The following is a 19,545-nucleotide window of genomic DNA, read 5'->3' as shown; positions in this document are numbered from 1 at the left end:
CCTAAATACCGTTTACTTATGAGAACCATGACACAAAAAGCCCTGTTGTTGTTATTCCTGCCCCTGCTGGCGTTGACCAGCAGACTGTCCGCGCAGAACCCGGCGTCGTACCAACTGACCGTAGAGTACTCCATTATGGGTTTTGGCAGTACGGCTACCTGTGGAAGCCTTTATGAAGTATATGCACTTATGCAGAACGGCAGTGCACAACTTATCGCCTCCGGACCTCTGGATGGTATTCAGCCTGGTGAAGTATGGAATTTTCCTCCGCAGACTATCACCTTTACCCCTGACAATCCTGTAAAAGGGATTGCTACCTGGGGCAAGCGGAAAATCAGCTGTAACAAAACCGCGGCTAGTGACGAAACAGATTACTTATTCCCCGCAGGCGATCTTAGCTGGTTTGATGTGAACGTTGGTGGTTTGTTTGCCGGATATAACGCGGAGTCTAATATGCATATCACCATTAAACCTGTGGCCACAGGATATGCACTGCAGAACCAGCCAACAGAGGTATATCCCGCTGTTATGCAACAAAGTATTCTGAAGGCAGTTCCGGCAACTGTGAAGACGATTGCAGACTGATTGCTGAAGATCGATACTGCTTACGCACCGTGAACCAAAACGGTCTGTACTATACCGGAGGAAGAAAGCACTTCCTCCGGTATAAATAACGAAGCCAGGCTTAAGTGGTCCGTTCAAATAAGTTAAAACAAGTTATTAATACCCTGCATACTTTTTACTTATGCAACCTATGATAAAAAGAGCCCTATTATTGTTATGCCTTCCCTTGCTGGTGTTTACCGGCAGGATAGCCGCGCAGAACACGGCGTTATATGAACTGACCATAAAATGCGACATCATGGGCTTCGGCGATAACGCAGCCTGCGGCAGTCTCTATGAAGCATATGCCATTATGCAGTATGGTGGCTCAAGGCTTATATCCTCCTCATACCTGGACGGCCTCTCAAATGGCATAGTGTGGTATTTTTCCCCGAAAACGATCACCTTTACTGCGGACAATCCGGTAATAGGGATTGCCATATTTAGCAAGCGGAGAATCAGCTGCAACAAAACCGCGGACGAAGGAGAACGGGATTACTTCTTTCCGGCGGGAGACCGTACCTGTTTTAATACTCAGGTTGGCGATTTATTTGCCGGCTATCACAAAGAATCAACTATACATATAGGCATTAAACCCGTGTCCAATGTGTACGAACTAAAGCTCGAGACGACGGAAGTATATCCCCTCGCTCTTGAGTTGGACTATGACGTGAGTGTTCATTATACAGATGGTACAACAGATAAGCAGGTATTACAATTTATATCGACTGCTACTCCCGCCGAAGGGGACATCATTAACAGGACAGGAAGTGTCTTGCACGGTACTCCAAAGAAAATTGCATCTGTAGAGGTTAACAGTAAAGGAACAAAAACCATCTTTCTTCCTATTTCAACGAAGCGGAACGAGACCTTCAATGTCAGTCATACAGGTGTAACATTTGATGGATGGATTAATAATCCATTTGTAACGACGATGAACGCGGATAGTAGAATCCACGTGACCTATAATCAGGTCAAGAATGAAATAATATATCAAGGACAGGGTACCAACATACTACCTACTGATGACCTAATCACGCTGAGAGGCCCATCGGGAATACCGACCTCTCAATACAATTGGTATTACGAGCTCCCTGACGGCATTCCCCACTTTATAGCCAGCAATGTCAATCCCTTACAGATATCGGGCAAAAGTCTTTTCGGCGCTGACTGGATGCGTGACCTCACCAAAATGATAACGTTTAAAATGGTGCCTGCCTGCGCTCCCGACCGTGAATCTGGTACGATTACACTACACTACAGGTTGCAATCGCCAAGAATTATTGGCATCACCCCTAAAAAGATTTCATGTAACGGCGCTAATGACGGCGGTTTTACACTTCAATTTGACAGAGAACTGTATACAGGAGAAACACTAGACGTAGAGGTCAAGGACCTGCAACACCCTACCGGGGGCACCTTACCTAATCAGACAGATGTTATTATGGGACCAGGCAATACTTATACCTGGCCAACAAACGACATTTCCGCCAGCAATTACCAGGTAAAGGTTACCGGAGCTTTTCATGGCGACAGGACTTACAGTGATGCAAGCACGTTTAACTTCCAGTTAGAAGAACCTACACCAGTCGTCTTCTCTACACCTGCACCGATCGATGTAAAATGTTATGGAGGCAATGATGGCGGTATCAGTCTTAACATTACAGGGGGTGCGGGTGGCTATGCAGCCTCGTATAAAGGCACTGCGGATAATGATTATCTCACACTGCCGTTCAACCAGAATATTATGACGGGCCTGACCCTGGGAGATTATCTGCTTAAGGTAAAAGACCAGAACGGATGCCCGGGCAAAACAGCTACCGGAGATGAGGAAATAAGCTTCAGTGTTAAACAACCTGATGCACCACTTGCGTTAGACGCCAGCTCCATTACAGAACCTAAAGCATTTGGATATTCAGATGGTAGCATCACCGTGCATCTTAAAGGAGGTACTCCCAATGCAGATGGCTCTTATAACATAGAGTGGAAAAAGGCGGACGGCACTATATTAACACCTGTCAGTACGGTAGATGGTAATGGAATATATACCACGACCATCAATAACCAGCCTGACGGCGATTATACGCTGACTGTTACAGACGCCAACTATAATGCTGCTGCTACAAACAGCAGGACCGGCTGTTTGTTCATCAACACATTTAAACTGACACAACCACCACTCTTAGTGGCCAATATACAGATCGCGGACAGCATTAGCTGTACCGGCAAGATCGATGGTACCCTGACGGCGATAGTGACCGGTGGCGTACCATTTAACAACGAGCCCTATTACACCTACGAATGGTACCAGATAGCAAATGGCGCAACCGTGGCTATCGGACAAACAGATTCGACAGCTGTCGGTCTGCCAGCCGGCCAGTACCAGGTAAAAGCAACAGATGCCAATGGTATCATAACATGGTCGGATACTACTGACCTGATAGATCCGGCTCCGCTACAGCTGTTATTCAATACTACTCCTGCCACCTGTTATGATGGCAGCAATGGTGCGTTGGAAGCCCTGGTAAGCGGTGGTACATCACCATATCAATACAACTGGAGTAATGGCAGCCAGGCAGCACATAATACAGGTCTGCATGCCGGCCCGTATACCGTAGATATCGCTGATTATCATGGATGTCCGATATCAGGTGATTCCGCAGTAGAACAACCAGCTGCTCCCCTTCAGATACCACAACAGATATTAACGCAGCCGCTCGCCTATGGCTACTCGGACGGTAGTATTAAAGTGCTGCTTAAAGGTGGTACCGCTAACGCTGACGGTAGTTATAATGTTAGCTGGAAACGGGCTGACGGTACGCCAATGGGTAATGGTACAGGTACGGTAGTGACCGATGGTTATGAGAACCTACTTTCCGATATACCTGCAGGCAAATATATCATTACCATTACAGATGCTCAATACACCGGTCCTGATCCCAATATGCAGGGTTGTACGTTAATTGCTGAAATCACATTAGAACAACCAGCTCCATTGGTGGTGACCCTCTCAGAGCAGCGTTATGTATCCTGTAAAGGAGCCGCGGATGGCGTATTGAAAGCTACTGCCGACGGAGGCGTGCGCATCATCGGCGCCCAGTCATACCGCTATGTATGGTATAAGAAAGATGGTGCTGTATATACTGCCATCGGTCAAACGGCACCATCTGCAACCGGCTTAACAACCGGTACTTATAAAGTGACTATTACAGACGCTAATAATATCAGTAAAACATCCGATCCATTCCTGCTCGTTGAACCGAACCTGCTGCAGGTACAGCTGACAACCACACCGGTGACCTGTGCCAGCGGAGAAGATGGCGCAGTGAATACTACTGTTACCGGTGGTACCGGTCCTTATAGTTACGAATGGACGAATGGTGCAACCACCGCCAATATCAGCAAATTACCAGAAGGTTCTTACCTGGTATTTGTAACTGATGCACGTGGTTGTGAGGCACAGAACAACGCAGATGTATTTATACCGAATGGCATTGTGATCAATGCAGCCATCACATCGCCTGTTTGTGCAGGCAGCTGCAATGGCGCTATCAGCGCACAGGTTAGCGGTGGTATTCCTCCTTATCGCTATGAGTGGAGCAACGGTGCAACAACCGGCAGAATAACAAACCTCTGTGCGGGCAAATACACCCTCACTATACAGGATGCCAATAATTGCAAACGTGTACAGACATTTAATCTGCCCGATCCTGCTCCGTTGCAGGTAAAACTTGGCGCTGACAAGACCCTATGTACCGATCAGACTTACACCGTCAATGCTGCTGTAGCAGATCCTGCTGCTACGTATACCTGGAGTGGCCAGCCTGCTTTCCAGGCAACTACACCACAGGTTACACTGAGCAATACCGGTCAGTACTGGGTAAGTGTTACGGATAGTAAAGGTTGTATTGGCCGTGATACCATCCGCATAGAACAACGCAAAACAGATATAGCAGCTGAATTTGTGATGACAACGCAGGTGTTCCGTAATGAGGAAGTATCGCTGATCAATATCAGTACGCCTATGCCGGAGCGCACTGTATGGGAGATACCTAACAATAAGAACATTACTGTACTGCAGAACACACCGCTGCTGGCAGGGCTTCGCTTTGCGGATACCGGTGTATATCGCATCACGCTCCACTCTTATATCGGCAATTGTGAAAAGGTATTTACCAAAGATATCGTTGTACTGGAATCACAATCCATACCGGCTCCGGGCGGTGCGAAAGATCCGTTCATTACATCATTCGAAGTATCACCTAATCCTAACAACGGGCAATTTACCGTACGCGTAACGTTGGACAAAGCATCGGAGATCCGTCTGCGCATGTTCAATATCATCAGCAACCAACTGGTGAACGACCGTAAGGAAAGTGCTGCGGAACAATTTAATATAGGTTACCAGCTGAACATGCCTGCCGGCACTTATGTGCTCCTGCTGGAAACACCGTTGGGTAATGCGATAAGGAAGATCATCATCACACAATAATCATTAAAGAAGATACCGTTGAGAGCGATACGCAGTATACAAATAGCCGTGGTCATATTATTATGCATAATATGCCAGAAGCTTGCCGCCCAGCAATATCCGGTGAGAGTGCAGGTACAGACCCTGCAGCCGGTATCCGCGCAGCTCAGCAACCTGTATAACGGTTCACAGGCCAGGATGATCGTGACCCTGCTGAACACCGATTTACGGAAGCCGACGCTGAACGTACGATTACGGCTAAACATCAAGGGAACCACAATAGCCCTGCGCAACCGTGACTATGGCTCCTACCCGCTCGTGCAACTGGATGCCGGTTTACCGGTGCAGTTGTCGCTGAACGACCTGGCGCCTTATTTTAACCTGGACAACCTGGAAGTATCCGGTATTCCCCGTGCGCAGCTACAACAAAACGGCGGCAAGCTACCGGATGGTTTTTATACTTTTTGTGTAGATGTGGTGGAAGCCAACAGCGGACAGCTGATCAGCAATGACAAACAAAGCTGTGCGCCTCCTGTATGGATCAGCACCAGCGAACCGCCTTTGCTGAACCTTCCCCGTAAGGGAGAGGCGGTGGCCTTCCGTGAGCCATTGAATATTGTGTTTAACTGGACGCCCCGGCATATGGGAAGTCCCAATGCCGCATTCCTCACTGAATATGAATTTACACTGGTAGAGTTATGGGACAACAATATCCTGCCGGAGGCTGCCTTCGGCACTATGCCACCACTCTACCAGACTACCACTAACGCCACTACATTACTATATGGTCCGGCGCAACCGCCTATGTTACCTGGAAAACGCTATGGCTGGCGTATACGCGCTATTGCCAAACAAGGTGCGGACATCTTTGACATCTTCACTAACAATGGATACAGCGAGATCTTTTACTTCAATCTGCAGGAAGATTGTCAGCCGCCACAACAGGTTGCTGCCACTGTAGCCAATGGTGAAGCGGCCATTACCTGGGCGCCTCAACCAAAGATGTTTGAGTACCTCGTGGAATACCGTGAGCAGGGTAATGATAACGCACAATGGTTTAACGTAAAGAGCAATGATCCGCAGGCCGTGATCAAAGATGCCATCCCTGGCCATAAATATGAATACCGTGTAGGCGGCTCCTGTAGCCTGAACAGCAAAACACTGGGAGACGTGCATGCGTTTGAAATGCCTGCGAAGGATGCTGTGGACAGCGGTAATTGCGGTCTCCTATCTGATATTAAACTGGCTAATGATACAGTCTTAAAGACGCTCAAACCGGATGATCTGATCATGGCGGGCGACTTCCCCGTACGGTTCACCACTTTAAAAGGTAGCGGTACGTATTCCGGTACCGGATATATCACCATTCCATTCCTGGGATATAATCGTGTGAAAGTGAAGTTTGACAATATACAGGTAAATACCAGCCATCAGCTGATGAAGGGAATGTTGATGACAACTTTTGATTCTACAAAACTGCAGGGAACGAATGTGGATACCATCGTGAAGGTATTATCCGACATGGCCAGTGTGATCAATGACCTGATACATCTGACTTTGGATGCGGATTATGTGACGGTGCAGAAGATGGCGGAGGCTATCAAAAAGGCCGCAGAAGAGGAATTACCGGAAGAGCTGAAAACGCGTATGAACCACGCGGCTAATAACCTGGTACAGGCAAAAACGGAGTATGATGCAGCGAAGAAAGAGTTAGCCGACGCGAAGACACCGGAAGCGAAAGCGGCCGCGGAACAGAAGGTGAAGGATGCAGAGAAGAAGTTTGATGATGCGAAGAAAGAAGTTGAAACGGTGAATAAGGAGAAGGAGGAATTGGTGAGCAATGTAGCGGGCATTATTGTGAAGGCAATTAAGGAGTTGAAAGAGGATGCTAAAGATTGGGATAAATCTACTGACCTGCCAGCAAAGATGGCAGCTATGCAGCAAGCCATGTATAATAAACAAGGACTTGAGGAAACAACGGATGCCGGCATTGGGGTCGCAATAGGTGATATACAGCCAGTGACGTTGTCAGACGCAGAGGTTAGCGATGAAATGAAAGAGTTTGACGGCGTAGTGGAACAATTTCATCTTACCAACGCCAATGTAAAAGCCTACAAACTTGTTAGCGCCATCCAGAAGTTTTATGAGACGCCTGCTTCTATTGCACAGTTCCTGTCGAAGGACGTGGCGCTGAAAGGCACCAGCATGCTGAAGACAGTGATGACAGATAAAATGCAGGGCAAAAAGGACGAAGAACTGATCAAGGTAGTAAAACAGTCTATACTGGACCAGCTCATCATCATTCTTAATTCAGATCAACTTTCGAAATAATGAAACTGGCATATCTTAAACTAATTGTTCTTTTTGTTGTGCTTTCGGGCATAGTGCATATGGCTAGGGCAAATTCCGCCGGAGATAGCCTGATCGATAAACAAGCAGCTGCCATACAACAACGCCTGTTGACGCGTATACAGGAAAACCAACGTCTTATCAACGAAGGCAGGGCTGAAGAAGCAAATTATATAGTGACGGACGATGATCCGGTTTATTTCTATAAGCACTTCACCAGTTCATACGCCAGAAGATTTTGGGTTGACCGGGATTTTTGGAGAGATGTCTATGGAACCCTCATTGATTATACGATAGATAAGGATGGCATTAGTGAGAAAGTAAAATTAAACAGCTGGATAGGTCACCTCAAAAAGACCTATCTGGACAAAACCGCTTATAAAGATTACAAACTATACTTTGTTATTTCCGGCATTTACAATTACGAATATATTGACGCGAAAGAACCGCAATATGAATGGGCTACGATGGCTCCTACCACATACACTCAAGTGGTAAACGAGGAAAAGAAACCGGGAGTGGACCTTGCAAAAAAGGAGAACGCGATCCTCAATGCCGTTTTGAAAAAAGTAAAACAGGATGGTGAAAACAAACAGTTAACCACCATCATAGAAAAAGAAAAGTATATCGTCTTCTTTTTATTTAACTTCTATAAGTACCCGTACGCTGAACAAATAGTTCGTCAGGGAACTATGGGAATGGGCGACAAGATAACGGTGGAAAGGAAGCGTACAATGCCGCAAACCTTTGTCATTAACGGATGCTTTTACAGCTCTTCTATAGCACCTGCCCTGATTGGGGAACTATTAAAATACAACACGGACAATCAGAGTGGTGAGAACCCAAGCAGGAACACTGGCGACCTTACCACACGGATGGATTATTTTACCCAAATGATCAGGAACGCGTTCACATTTTTTTCTGTGAAGGAAGGATTTAAGCTGTCTGATCTTCCATGTGACAAGGACAAGAAACTGCTCAAGCAATTACAAGACCTATATGCGCATGGCTTACCCAACTCTTCGATGAGTGCCGCCGCATCGTTGAAATTGCTTCCTCTTGCAACCCGGACATGTTTGCTCGAGCAACTGAGCAAATCCACCTTATGTGGGGATGGCGATAAGATCCTCAGTCTGGGTAACTACTGCGAGAACATGATCGTAGACCTGATAAGCAGTGTTCCTGATGAAGACAAAGCAGGATTACTTGAGTTCCTGAGTATGGATAATGGCGTACTGCCCAGGATCATTAACAGCAAGATCCATGATGTAACGCCTGATGAAGTGGCAGAGCTGGTTATGACTGTAGTTAATAAAAAAATAAAACTGCCTAAACTTGGCGGCAAACTCAATTATACCGCAGTTGTGGAGTTACTTTGTCAATATGCCTATGACGTTTACCAGGATAAGGTCATTGCTTTACAGGAGGCATCCCAATATCCCTGCGACTGGTTACTTTATGATCCGAACGCCGATTACAACCCCTACTCCAAGAATGTACTGGCAGACTACACTGCCTCCAACAACATAGAGTTCAAGTTCCGGGGCAACACGCAGGCCTATTGCAGAATCTTGGATATGTATCCTACCGGGAACAGCTACCGGTCGATCGACAGAACTAAAAAGCCTTTTGAATTCATAGGCATTATTCCTGATGTCGATCTACCGTTTGAATTTACTGTTAATGGCAAGAAAGAGGACTATAAGGGGAAAAAAATCATTGTTCCGGCATTGTTGCTTTACTGGAACATTAACAAGATCAAAACCAATAGCGCCGTAGATGGGCTCACAACAGCCTTCTCCGTGCTCCACAATGTCAAAGAGGGATTCACCTTTAATCTGGACGAAACAAAGTCGTTGAAGGAAGCGCTACAGAAGTGGTCTAAGAACCTGGGCACCTTTCATACGATAGTAACCACTGTTACTGAAGCTCCTGCTATTAAAGCAGAAATCCTCAAAATGGAATACGGGAAGGAATTCATTGACTTGCTTGACGGTATCGGCAAACATTCTTCGTTTTTGGAAAAGGCCAGTGGTAAGGAAATTGATATTAAGGCTTTTAGAAAACTCTGTGATGTTGTTTTATACTGGCGGAAATGCCTGACTAAACCTGAAATCTATACAGATGCAAATTTCGCGAGCATCAATGGGCCTTTAAGTGATTTCGACCTGGCCTTATTCAATGATGGGATCATTTCCAAGTCAGCCAATGACGCCAGGCAGATAGTCATCGATAAAATGTTTTCGCCTGTTAAAGATGCACAGAACTTCCAGGCATTCCGGCAGTTTTATATCAATGATCCAATGACAACGGTTGACTTAACAGACGATAAATGGGTAGCCCAGGTTAGCAACTGGCAATCGAAGGATGGCTATAATATAAGCAGCGAAAGAAACATGGCGCGTGTCATCTACTCCTGGAAAGAGTTCCTTATTGCCGAAGACAAGCAGAAGTACAACGACCAAATGACCGTGAGTAACAAGTTTATTCCGGAGTCATTCTATGATCTATTGAATTCAGGGAAAAGAATGTTTGATCCTAAGATAACTTTAAGACGTTTTGATACAGATCTCGTTGCCCTGGAGTACTTCGCCAATCATTATGGCGCGGTGAAAGGAAGTAAAAATAATGTTACCGATGAAATAACAATATACACGGACCTTATTCCTTGTCGCTCGTGTACCTATGTACTGGCGCAATTCCGGGAAATGTTCCCGAATGTTAAGTTACATATCATCACAAGTATGAAACTTCATCCTTAAGCATGGCTGATTTTGATCTCATAACCGTTTGTAAAAGAAGACGCCGTTATTAACATGAAGACCAAATTTATATCCTATACACTATTCATTCTATTACTGGCCGCCTGTTACAAAGAAGTGAACCGGCCGGTAACAGTAGATTTCGCTTACGTACTGGCAGACAGCTCGCATACTGTACCGATCACCGTAAACATCGCCAATCGTACTACAGGCGCGACCGGTTTTAAATGGACCTTTGAAGGCGGCGAACCTGCTACCTCTGAGTATGAAAGCCCCGGAGCTATCAGCTTCTCGCAGGCTGGTCCGCATAAGATCACACTGGAAGCCTGGAATGATGATATGCGCAGCAGCAAGACCATTGTGTTGCAGCTTGATAGTGCCGTGCAGGTGTCTTTCGATGCGGAAGTACAGGTGAATGATTTTTCACCCGTAGAAGTAAAGCTTACTAATCATACTGAAGGCGCAAGCAGTTATAACTGGACCTTCCAGGATGGTGAACCGGCTACCGCCAATACTGCTGTTCCTCCGATGGTTACCTTTACCAAACCAGGACCGCATATTATTACCTTGCGCGTTAGCAATGGCGGACAAACATTCACCGCTACTAAAACCATCAATGTAAAGGCTCCTTTATTGACTGATTTCACGCTTAATCCCGGTCCTTTTGACGATGATTATGAAGCACCTTTAACAGCAGTATTAGGAGGCAAAAGCATCAGTTATCTGACGCAACAGTGGCAATCAACAGGTGGAGTGCTGAACAGCGATACATCATCTGCCAATACCATTTATTTTGCCAATCCGGGTACCTATACAGTTACATTGACCAATACGAATGGCAAGGGAACACAGTCGGTAAATAAAACTATTACAGTAAAAGCGAATTCGCATCTGCGCACGATCACGGATGTTAAACTAGGCATCAGTACTGCTCACGCAGATATTGGTTGTTTCTATTCCACACGTCTGAGGAAGATATATCGTAAAAACGATGATCTCACAAAAGACGGTAAGGAGATCGACCTTGTGTTCTTTGGGCTGGGCCGCACATTTACCTATAATAAATTTGTATCGCCTGATTCTTCTGCCAGTTATACTTTCCCCGCTATTCCGGGGGCTACAGTGACACGTTTTATCAATAAGCAGGAACAATGCTTTTGTGGCGTATCATTCGGCGTAAGTGATTTCGATAATATACAGAACGATGCTCCTTTGCAGGCGTTGCAATTACCTGTGGGCGCTACCGGCGGTCTGCAGTTTGACCAGACAGTATTACCCCGCATTATATTATTCCAAACGGCAGACGGCCGTAAAGGCGCCATTAAGATAAAGGACTACGTGCTGGAAGGCAATACAGCCTATATCATGGCGGATATTAAAGTACAGAAATATGAATAGAGCCCGCATCCTATACCTGTGTACCGCAGCTTTATTACTGCCTTTACTGTCATCCGCACAGCAGGTAGACCTTGAACATATCCGGGACCTGTTCGGCAAGGGGAAACCAATTAAAGTGAATGGCGGAGTAAGCGCCAGTACCGTATTTAACAGCGGTAGCGGTGGCGGCAGACAACCATTCAGCTGGTTCCTGAACGGCAACGTGAATACGAATCTATTCGGCAGGATCAGTCTTCCCTTTTCATTTAACCTGACCAATGCCGGTGGAGGTTACTCCTATCCTACCATGCCTAACCGTCTGAGCCTACATCCCACCTATAAGGGAGTGACTGCTCATATAGGGGATGTCGCTATGTCGTTCTCTCCATATACCTTAAATGGTCACCAGTTTACAGGCGTAGGGCTGGACATAGCACCACAGCAGACCTGGAGCATCAGCGTAATGTATGGCAGACTTTTGCGTGCAGTAGATTATGACAGCACCGTACGTAGTATTCTTCCCACATATAAGCGTATGGGTTATGGCGCGAAGTTAGCCTTAAATCAGCCGAACTATGCGCTGTCGTTCAACTTCTTCCAGGCAAAGGATACCAAAGATCCTATGCAATACATCCCCGATACGTTGCGTATCTATCCTAAAGAAAACCTATCTGTAAGTGTTACCGGTATGGTACGTCCGGCGAAAGGACTGGAGCTTACCATGGAATATGCCAACAGTGCGATGAAGCTGGATAAACGGGATAATGCAGGCGCTGTCAAAACGGACGTAGGTAATCTGCTGGGAAGTGTATTCATGTATGATATCAAGAATACGCAATTCTTTAAAGCCATCAGGGCAGGCATGAACTACGCGTTCCATAAGAGTGTGATAGGTCTTGGTTATGAGCGTATAGATCCAGGGTATCAAACACTGGGCGCTTATTATATGAATAATGACCTGGAGAACATCACCGTCAATCTGTCCCAACCACTGTTCCATGATAAGGCTACCATATCGGGTAACGTAGGTTATCAGCGCGATGATCTGAACCATAGCAAAGCAGGTTCCACTTTCCGCATGGTTAGTGCTGTAAATGCCAATTATATGCCGAATGATAAATGGAATGCCAACTTCACCTATTCAAACTTCCAGACCTACACGCATATAAAACCACAGTTCGATTATATCAACCAGACGAATCCCTATGAGAATATGGATACGCTGAACTTTAAACAGATATCGCAGAGCGCGGGGCTAACGCTCACATATATGTTAAAGGCTAACAAAACAAAAAGTCACAACATCAACCTGAACCTGAGTGTGCAGGATGCAGCGGATATTCAGAACGACGTACTCTGGAAAGGCAATGGTTCACGGTTCTATAACTCGAGTACCGCATATACCTTGTTACTGATACCTAAACAGATCAGTATTACGGGCGCGTTTAACCTGAGTTATAATACTATCGGGAGGGATGATTTTCTCACGCTGGGCCCAACTTTCGGCCTGAACGCACGCCTATTTGAAAAGAAGGTAACGGCGGGTTTTACCAGCTCTTATAACAGCAGCGCCAACAATGGGCAACAACAGGGACAGGTGTTGAATTTGCGTATGAATGCGGCGTATATGTTCATGAAGAAACATAACCTGAACATGAATGCAGTGCATCAGACACGATGGACGCCCAGGGGCACGGCCAGTAACGTAACGGCGACTGTAGGATATAATTATAGTTTTTAACGTGGGGGGCTTTGATAGCTCCCCGCTATCCACGGAGGATCTTTTCCATCTTCCTGCCCTTCGCCAACTCATCTATCAGCTTATCCAGATACCTGGCTTTTTGTGTCAACGGGTTCTCAATTTCCTCTACACGATATCCGCAGATCAAACCGGTAATGAGATGCGCATTGGGATTTAGCGAAGCACGCTGGAAGAAGGTTTCGAAAGTTACCTTTTCGTCTATCAGTTCATTGAGCTTCTTTTTATCGAAGCCTGTCAGCCATTCTATTACCTGATATAATTCTTCTTCCGTCCTGCCTTTCTTCTCCACTTTTGCAACATACATAGGATAGACCGAGGAAAAGGTCATTCTTGCAATACGCTGATCTTGTGTTTCGGAACTACGCATACCCTTGCTTTTGGATTATTTAAAAATATATAGATTCTCCGGTTCTTTTACGTACCCTTCGTTATTCTCTAAAGATACCATAGAAAATTAATTTCGTTACCTGAGGGGCTGTATTTCGTGGTTAAACCGCGACTTTGGCGATATACAATGAAAACTAAGCCCAAACATGATTTTAAACGGTTGATTAACAACTTATTACCCACAGGCATAAGTATTGCAAACCTCCCCACATTCTTAGAGGTTACAACACCGTCGATATGCAGTCACGCTGCTGTTATTGTACCTCCGCGATATAAACCCAATAAATTAATCTTCAAAAAATCAAACGATGAACAGTCAGGAACTAATCGAATTAACCAAAGACCTCATTTATCAGGCTACACATTTTAACGTGCCTTATGTAAAGGAAGCTTATGCAGATAAACTTCTCATCGTTAAAGTTGATGAGGAAGGCGTAGTAGATACCATGAACAAAGAACAGCTCGTTGCCTTTATTCAGGGAAACAGCGATGCTAATGCTGAACCACTTTCCTCCAAGACAGAATACCATTACGCTGTAGTAGACGGCGATATGGGCATGGTCGTAATTACCCGTGAACTTGTGTTTGATGGAAAATTAAACAGAAAGTTCTTCACCGTAATATGGGAATACTTATCCGGAAGATGGCAGGTTGTTAAAGAATCATCAATCGTTCGCAGTTAAAAGCCATTCCGTATCCCCTTTTAATCTTTAGCCCCGCAAGGGGCTTTTTTGTATTCCGGCGAATTTCCGGGTAGTTTAGTATTTCCGCTTAGTGGCACATGTGTTGTTCATCACCTGCCTCAATAACGAAATACCTGTTTATTTTGACGCGTTGATCCCGCAGATTTTTCATATCACAAAGTTAAGTAGAAAAGACTTGCGGGATATACTGATTTTTAGCTACATCAACACATCATAACATACTCATTTTCATCAATTAAGATCGTAAATACACCAAAACAGCTGATTAGGGCACTTCTCCGTATTTTCGGGTTTCAACTGTATCATATACGTCTCAAATTCGATCAACCGAACAAAAGAATAAAGCGGAAGATTGACCTAAAAAAGATGAGCGCCCTTACAGGTTGATCTTTGATATCAGTTTTGCAGTCTTTAGATCGTAAAGCAACATCTGAAATTCGTCGGACGCGTCATGTTCATGGTTACCATTTATGTCATAATACCCGGTTACTACAATGCTTCCAGTTGTATTGTTGATCTCCCAGGTCCGTGCAAAAAACCTTTCTTCAGTGAGTGCTACTTTTTCTTTTCCGTCAATAGAAAATAAGAAAAGCTGAGTGGGGTATACCCAGTTGAAATGCTTGTCATCATTTGTCGAATGTATAGCCATCATTATCTTGTTAATCTGTAAGCTATCTATCTTAATCTGTACCGTTGACTGGATCCTGCCATTATCTGGAAAATCAATCCTTTTGAATTGACCGTTACGGGTATTTATGAATAAGAGATACTGCACCGATGACTTTTTACCTCCATATTCAAATCTTGACAGCACATATTCTGTCCCTTTAAGCTCCATAGGAATGCCGGAATTCAGATACGCATATTTATCCTGCCCATAAGCTGGAATTGCCAGTATTGAGAAGAGTAATACTGCAATATGCATTAGCTGCAACCGTGAGGATTGCTGATATTTAGTCCTGGTTTTCAGATACAGGGACCGGATAAGCAAAATGGCTCCGACCCGTGTCAGAATAGCAAAGTGAATTTTCTGATTCATGGGAAGTCGATTTAAGGTGATCTCCGACATGATGCCTAAAAATCCAGGTTTCCATAAACGGGTTGTTTAAGAAATTAAGAACAGAGGATAAAAGGGCTACATCGGTTCTGCTCTCCTGCTCCATTCAAATTTCCCTTTGTTCGCGGCGTTCCGTTTGGCCAGATCAGCAAGCATGGCAGACATCGTGGCATGAGTGACCCATTGTCCGTTCACAAATACGCCGACAATATTCCGGGTATTGCTGATATTCTCCATTGGATTGGCATTCAGCAGGACCATATCTGCAAACTTTCCGGGTTCAATAGTGCCTACCTTATCACCGATCCGAAGCCAGCTTGCTGCCGATCTTGTGGCTGCAGCTAACGCTTCTCCGGTAGTCAGGCCGGCATCGACCAGGAGCTCCAGTTCATCATGCAGGGAATAACCCCATACCACTCCCGATGTGCCGGCATCGGTACCGGCCACCATAGGAACGCCGGCGTCTTTGAATGCCTTTACCAATTGCACATGGAAGGCCACCATTTTTTCAAAGAAGGCTACCCTGTCGGGCGATGTGTTACGGTTATATTGATTGGTAGTAAGCCACTTACTACTTACCAATGGATGCACATATGCCAGATAGGGAAGGTCCTTAATACTATCCAGCGTGCGGGCCTGCTGGGCAATCCGGACCATTGTGATCAGGGTGGGCGTCAGCCAGGTACCGTTTTGTTTAGCCAGTTGTGCAAAGCGTTCCGCATCGGCGGTACTGAAGCTATCCGTTTGTTTGGAAAATTCTTCAGCATGCGCTACCATAGTGAAATTCTTTATAAATGCGTCTTGCAACCGGCCTTTGAAGGCGTTAGGTATATGTCCCAGTACTTTCATTCCCTGCTTAGCGGCTTCGTCGACAATAGCATCATAAGTTTCGATACTGAGGCTGGAATATACTTTGATAAAATCATAGCCCATCCCTTTTGCCACGCGAACGGTCTGCCTGCCATCGGAAGGGGTATTGGCAATCATACCGCCACCGTTGCCACCGTCTATCAGCGCCGCAATGGCAATACGGGGTCCTGTCACATTTCCTTTGATGATCTCATTACGCTGTCCGAAGTGCTCCGCGCGGCCGCTCAACTCCAACGTAGTAGTGACGCCGTTAGCTATATAGAGCAACATGAAATCCTGGTTGTCTGGAAAAAAGTTAGCGCCTTTGGTGGGATAACTTTGTCCGAAACTGATATCGGAAATATTGTGGACGTGCATGTCAATTAACCCGGGGATCAGCCATTTCCCTTTACCGTCTATGACTTTCGCGGATGCGGGAACAGCCTCATTGATGGACAGTATCTTTTTATCCTTTACCACAACAGTAGCATGCGGGATGACCCTGTTATCTGCTGTCATAGGAATAATGTTCACGTCTCTGATCACATAGAGTCCAGGGACGAGGCCTGACTGAACGGTTGAGATCTTTGATGCGTTCTTACATCCGTTGACGACGGCCGCTGAGAATATTAACAGCAGCAGAAAGGCAGGATTGACAAAGCGCTTGTTCATTGTTATAAGATATTGAAATTATTGCACACAATGGCCGGCATTTTGTATTTGCCCATGACCTGCAACCACCAGCCCCCATTCAGAACAGTCCTATTGAGCCACCTCCATCTACTTTAATTTCCTGCCCCGTGATATATGAAGCCTTATCCATTGCCAGAAAGGCTACTACACCGGCCATTTCCTCATCCTGGGCAATACGCCGCATAGGCGTACGGGCAACGATCCTGTCATGCACTTCAGGAACGGCGAGCGCACTCTCTGTGAGCGGGGTATATGTGTACCAGGGAGACACCGTATTTACCCTGATACGTTCTTTAGCCCACTCTCCTGCCAGGTTTCTCGTGAGCTGGTTAAGTCCTGATTTGGACATGCCGTAGGGCGCCCCCGTACCCGCATCTAAAGAGCCTGCCACAGACGAGATGTTGATAACCGCAGCGTTGTTGCCCTGTTTCAGCAGGGGGAACAACTTTCTACTCCATTCAAAGGGTGCTATCAGGTTAATATCGAGTACCCGGCGGTATTCCTCTGTTGTAAAATCGACGCTGGGTCTGCGGATAGTGGTCCCTGCATTGTTCACCAGTATTTCCAGGCCGCCCCAGTTGCTTTCCAGCCATTGTTTTACTGCCGCCAGGTGATCTGCATCTGTGACATCGCCCGCCAGGCCGTACGCCTTAAACTGCTGTTGTTGCCATTCGGCTTCTCTTGCTTTAACATCTTCCACTGTCCTGCCGGTGAACAATACTTCAGCGCCCAGCGCCAGTAATTCATTTACGATCGCTTTGCCAATACCTTTTGTGCCGCCTGTTACCAGGGCTCTCTTATTGGTCAATGTCCATGGTTTCATAGTCAGTTTCAATTTAGATCGAAGTTATTTGTATTCAGGCCGATCAGTAACAAACGCTATCATCTCCTTGATGAGCTCATTTTCACCGATGCCCTCAAGGCTTTTTTCTGTGGTAATTGTTTCAGATGTGATCATATCTATTATTTCAAATTCGGCGAAGTATTTCATCTCATCTTCCGGACAATCTCTGCCGTCCCACGCTGATATATAAATCAGCTTGTTATGGTTTATCAATCCCATAGCGAAATTATCTCCATCCCAAAAATCAGGCAGAGAGAAAAAATCGCTGCCGAAAACAGCACAGATCTCATCATAGATATTCAGCAGCTTAGTATCCTTGTATTGCAAATTATCCATCTATGGTTATTTTTCTGAGTTTAGAAGCAGTGGCTTCATTCATGTTTACAAGATCACATATTTACCCAACTTTTCCAATCTGTATGCCGATGGATGGAGCAGGAAATACAGGACCGGAATATCCGCCAGGCGAACTTTATTGTATTTACCTCTTTTTTATTATCTTACCGCGGCGATGGTCCTACGAAGATCATACATACCCCTATAATACTTGATCAGAAACATGAAAATTCCAGAATTAAAAGAGAAGGACCTCTTATACCGCGATGTCGAATTGAGGATTGACAGTATTCAGCGCAAAAAAACAATGTACACAGTCATGTACCGCGCCAGCAAAGTTGTTACTTTTATTGCAGGATCTTCCATTACAGTTCTAACCGGCTGGAGAATCAAAGATGGCGGCAAACCGGATACCGATAACTTTGTTTTGATCATTAGTGCAAGCGTGGCATTACTGGCGGCTCTTGAGGGACTGTTCAATTTCAGGGACAAAGGAAGAAGTTATGACGTTCTTTTGTTCGACCTGAGAAGACTGCGCGACCGTATATGTTACGATTATATGAAGGGGCCGGAAATATATGAAGGTAACAAGGATAGTCGTTTTGAGGAATACCAGAAGATCCTGCAGGCTCAAAAAACGATCATTGAAAATTATGACGGAGGGGAAGACTAATGCGCGCTCAACTGAGGTTATCCGGGCAGAAATGGATCAGGCAATAAGCTTTCCGTAAAGCGCCACTTTCTGGTCAAAAAATGGTACTTTGAATATTATTTTCCGAACGATGAATGCAAATACTTATCAGCAGTTATTTATATCAATATTAGCGGATCCGGCGCCTCTGAGCCCATATAACAATCCCACATACATGAACTATGTAAAGCTTAACCAGCGGCGCATAGAAAGATGGCATAAACACGGCATACTCAATCCGGAGCTGATTGCGGCGGTACAACGTATTGACAAACCACAGACCTGGACCATTATCACGGAAGCCTGGTGTGGCGATGCTGCGCATACACAGCCTTTTATACAAATGGTGGCTGAGAAGAATCCGCTGATCACCCTGGATTATCAGCTGCGTGATTCACCTCCGTTCTTAATTGAGAGCCATCTTACCAATGGAAAAAAAGCGATCCCAAAGCTGGTCATCACTGACGGTATGGGAAACGAGCTTGCCTCCTGGGGTTCCAGGCCTGCACAATGCCAGGCGCTCTTCTATGAACTGGTCGCGGCACACGTTTCTCATGATGACAAAGAGATCGCCATTCAAAAGTGGTATAACGAAGATAAAGGTGTGAGCGTTCAACTGGAACTACTGACCATCCTTGAAAGGCTGGAGGCATTTTAAGC

Annotated in this window: 14 protein-coding genes; 9 read left to right on the top strand and 5 right to left on the bottom strand. The window is 45.5% G+C overall.

Translation table 11 applies throughout. From position 1 onward, the window contains the following. Nucleotides 1-18 precede the first annotated feature (18 nt). From C7475_RS00555 to C7475_RS00530, 6 genes are all read left to right on the top strand, one after another. Nucleotides 19-585 (top strand): hypothetical protein, encoded by a 567-nt coding sequence (locus tag C7475_RS00555; protein ID WP_110049897.1) that lies wholly within the window; start codon nt 19-21, stop codon nt 583-585. A 169-nt stretch (nt 586-754) separates the two neighbouring features. Continuing rightward, nucleotides 755-5,095, top strand: coding sequence for a hypothetical protein (locus C7475_RS00550; protein WP_158286374.1), 4,341 nt, complete (start codon nt 755-757; stop codon nt 5,093-5,095). 48 nt (nt 5,096-5,143) lie between these two features. After that, complete coding sequence (locus tag C7475_RS00545; protein ID WP_146217425.1) at nt 5,144-7,405, top strand: fibronectin type III domain-containing protein; 2,262 nt, start codon at nt 5,144-5,146, stop codon at nt 7,403-7,405. Further along, nucleotides 7,405-10,185 (top strand): deaminase domain-containing protein, encoded by a 2,781-nt coding sequence (locus C7475_RS00540; RefSeq protein ID WP_110049890.1) that lies wholly within the window; start codon nt 7,405-7,407, stop codon nt 10,183-10,185. The genes C7475_RS00545 and C7475_RS00540 overlap by 1 nt, the downstream gene beginning before the upstream one ends. A 54-nt stretch (nt 10,186-10,239) precedes the next feature. Next, complete coding sequence (locus C7475_RS00535) at nt 10,240-11,583, top strand: PKD domain-containing protein (protein ID WP_110049887.1); 1,344 nt, start codon at nt 10,240-10,242, stop codon at nt 11,581-11,583. Further along, complete coding sequence (locus tag C7475_RS00530; RefSeq protein ID WP_110049885.1) at nt 11,576-13,303, top strand: hypothetical protein; 1,728 nt, start codon at nt 11,576-11,578, stop codon at nt 13,301-13,303. The genes C7475_RS00535 and C7475_RS00530 overlap by 8 nt, the downstream gene beginning before the upstream one ends. Before the next feature lie 25 nt (nt 13,304-13,328). On the opposite strand, the gene C7475_RS00525 is transcribed toward C7475_RS00530, so the two are convergent. Continuing rightward, a complete protein-coding gene (locus tag C7475_RS00525; RefSeq protein ID WP_110049882.1) occupies nt 13,329-13,691 on the bottom strand; it encodes a DUF2200 domain-containing protein in 363 nt (120 codons plus the stop codon). A gap of 328 nt (nt 13,692-14,019) precedes the next feature. Between C7475_RS00525 and C7475_RS00520 the strand changes: the two genes are divergently transcribed. Continuing rightward, entirely contained in the window at nt 14,020-14,394 is a 375-nt protein-coding gene (locus C7475_RS00520; protein WP_110049880.1) for a hypothetical protein, read from the top strand. Between the two features lie 397 nt (nt 14,395-14,791). Here C7475_RS00520 and C7475_RS00515 read toward each other — a convergent pair whose 3' ends face one another. The 4 genes from C7475_RS00515 to C7475_RS00500 form a co-directional block, all read right to left on the bottom strand. Beyond that, nucleotides 14,792-15,454 (bottom strand): hypothetical protein, encoded by a 663-nt coding sequence (locus tag C7475_RS00515; RefSeq protein ID WP_110049878.1) that lies wholly within the window; start codon nt 15,452-15,454, stop codon nt 14,792-14,794. Between the two features lie 96 nt (nt 15,455-15,550). Then, on the bottom strand, nt 15,551-16,993 hold the full coding sequence (locus C7475_RS00510) for an amidohydrolase family protein (protein WP_110049876.1): 1,443 nt from the start codon (nt 16,991-16,993) through the stop codon (nt 15,551-15,553). A 79-nt stretch (nt 16,994-17,072) separates the two neighbouring features. Beyond that, the gene (locus C7475_RS00505) at nt 17,073-17,837 is read right to left on the bottom strand and encodes an SDR family oxidoreductase (protein WP_110049873.1); all 765 of its coding nucleotides are present in this window, start codon (nt 17,835-17,837) and stop codon (nt 17,073-17,075) included. Nucleotides 17,838-17,861: 24 nt separating this feature from the next. Further along, entirely contained in the window at nt 17,862-18,194 is a 333-nt protein-coding gene (locus C7475_RS00500; RefSeq protein WP_110049871.1) for a hypothetical protein, read from the bottom strand. Between the two features lie 223 nt (nt 18,195-18,417). Between C7475_RS00500 and C7475_RS00495 the strand changes: the two genes are divergently transcribed. Together C7475_RS00495 and C7475_RS00490 are read left to right on the top strand one after the other, a co-directional pair. Beyond that, on the top strand, nt 18,418-18,867 hold the full coding sequence (locus tag C7475_RS00495) for an SLATT domain-containing protein (protein ID WP_110049868.1): 450 nt from the start codon (nt 18,418-18,420) through the stop codon (nt 18,865-18,867). 193 nt (nt 18,868-19,060) lie between these two features. Beyond that, nucleotides 19,061-19,543 (top strand): thioredoxin family protein, encoded by a 483-nt coding sequence (locus C7475_RS00490; protein WP_199236150.1) that lies wholly within the window; start codon nt 19,061-19,063, stop codon nt 19,541-19,543. Nucleotides 19,544-19,545 lie beyond the last annotated feature (2 nt).

This window comes from Chitinophaga sp. S165 (assembly GCF_003182155.1).
Classification (GTDB): domain Bacteria; phylum Bacteroidota; class Bacteroidia; order Chitinophagales; family Chitinophagaceae; genus Chitinophaga.
This window is presented reverse-complemented; position numbering and strand designations above follow the sequence as displayed.

Excerpts from the sequence above, each read along its gene's own strand:
- C7475_RS00555 (WP_110049897.1), top strand. The coding sequence starts at position 19 with ATGAGAACCATGACACAAAAAGCCCTGTTGTTGTTATTCCTGCCCCTG.
- C7475_RS00550 (WP_158286374.1), top strand. The coding sequence starts at position 755 with ATGATAAAAAGAGCCCTATTATTGTTATGCCTTCCCTTGCTGGTGTTT.
- C7475_RS00540 (WP_110049890.1), top strand. The coding sequence starts at position 7,405 with ATGAAACTGGCATATCTTAAACTAATTGTTCTTTTTGTTGTGCTTTCG.
- C7475_RS00535 (WP_110049887.1), top strand. The coding sequence starts at position 10,240 with ATGAAGACCAAATTTATATCCTATACACTATTCATTCTATTACTGGCC.
- C7475_RS00530 (WP_110049885.1), top strand. The coding sequence starts at position 11,576 with ATGAATAGAGCCCGCATCCTATACCTGTGTACCGCAGCTTTATTACTG.
- C7475_RS00525 (WP_110049882.1), bottom strand. The coding sequence starts at position 13,691 with ATGCGTAGTTCCGAAACACAAGATCAGCGTATTGCAAGAATGACCTTT.
- C7475_RS00520 (WP_110049880.1), top strand. The coding sequence starts at position 14,020 with ATGAACAGTCAGGAACTAATCGAATTAACCAAAGACCTCATTTATCAG.
- C7475_RS00515 (WP_110049878.1), bottom strand. The coding sequence starts at position 15,454 with ATGAATCAGAAAATTCACTTTGCTATTCTGACACGGGTCGGAGCCATT.
- C7475_RS00510 (WP_110049876.1), bottom strand. The coding sequence starts at position 16,993 with ATGAACAAGCGCTTTGTCAATCCTGCCTTTCTGCTGCTGTTAATATTC.
- C7475_RS00505 (WP_110049873.1), bottom strand. The coding sequence starts at position 17,837 with ATGAAACCATGGACATTGACCAATAAGAGAGCCCTGGTAACAGGCGGC.
- C7475_RS00500 (WP_110049871.1), bottom strand. The coding sequence starts at position 18,194 with ATGGATAATTTGCAATACAAGGATACTAAGCTGCTGAATATCTATGAT.
- C7475_RS00495 (WP_110049868.1), top strand. The coding sequence starts at position 18,418 with ATGAAAATTCCAGAATTAAAAGAGAAGGACCTCTTATACCGCGATGTC.
- C7475_RS00490 (WP_199236150.1), top strand. The coding sequence starts at position 19,061 with ATGAACTATGTAAAGCTTAACCAGCGGCGCATAGAAAGATGGCATAAA.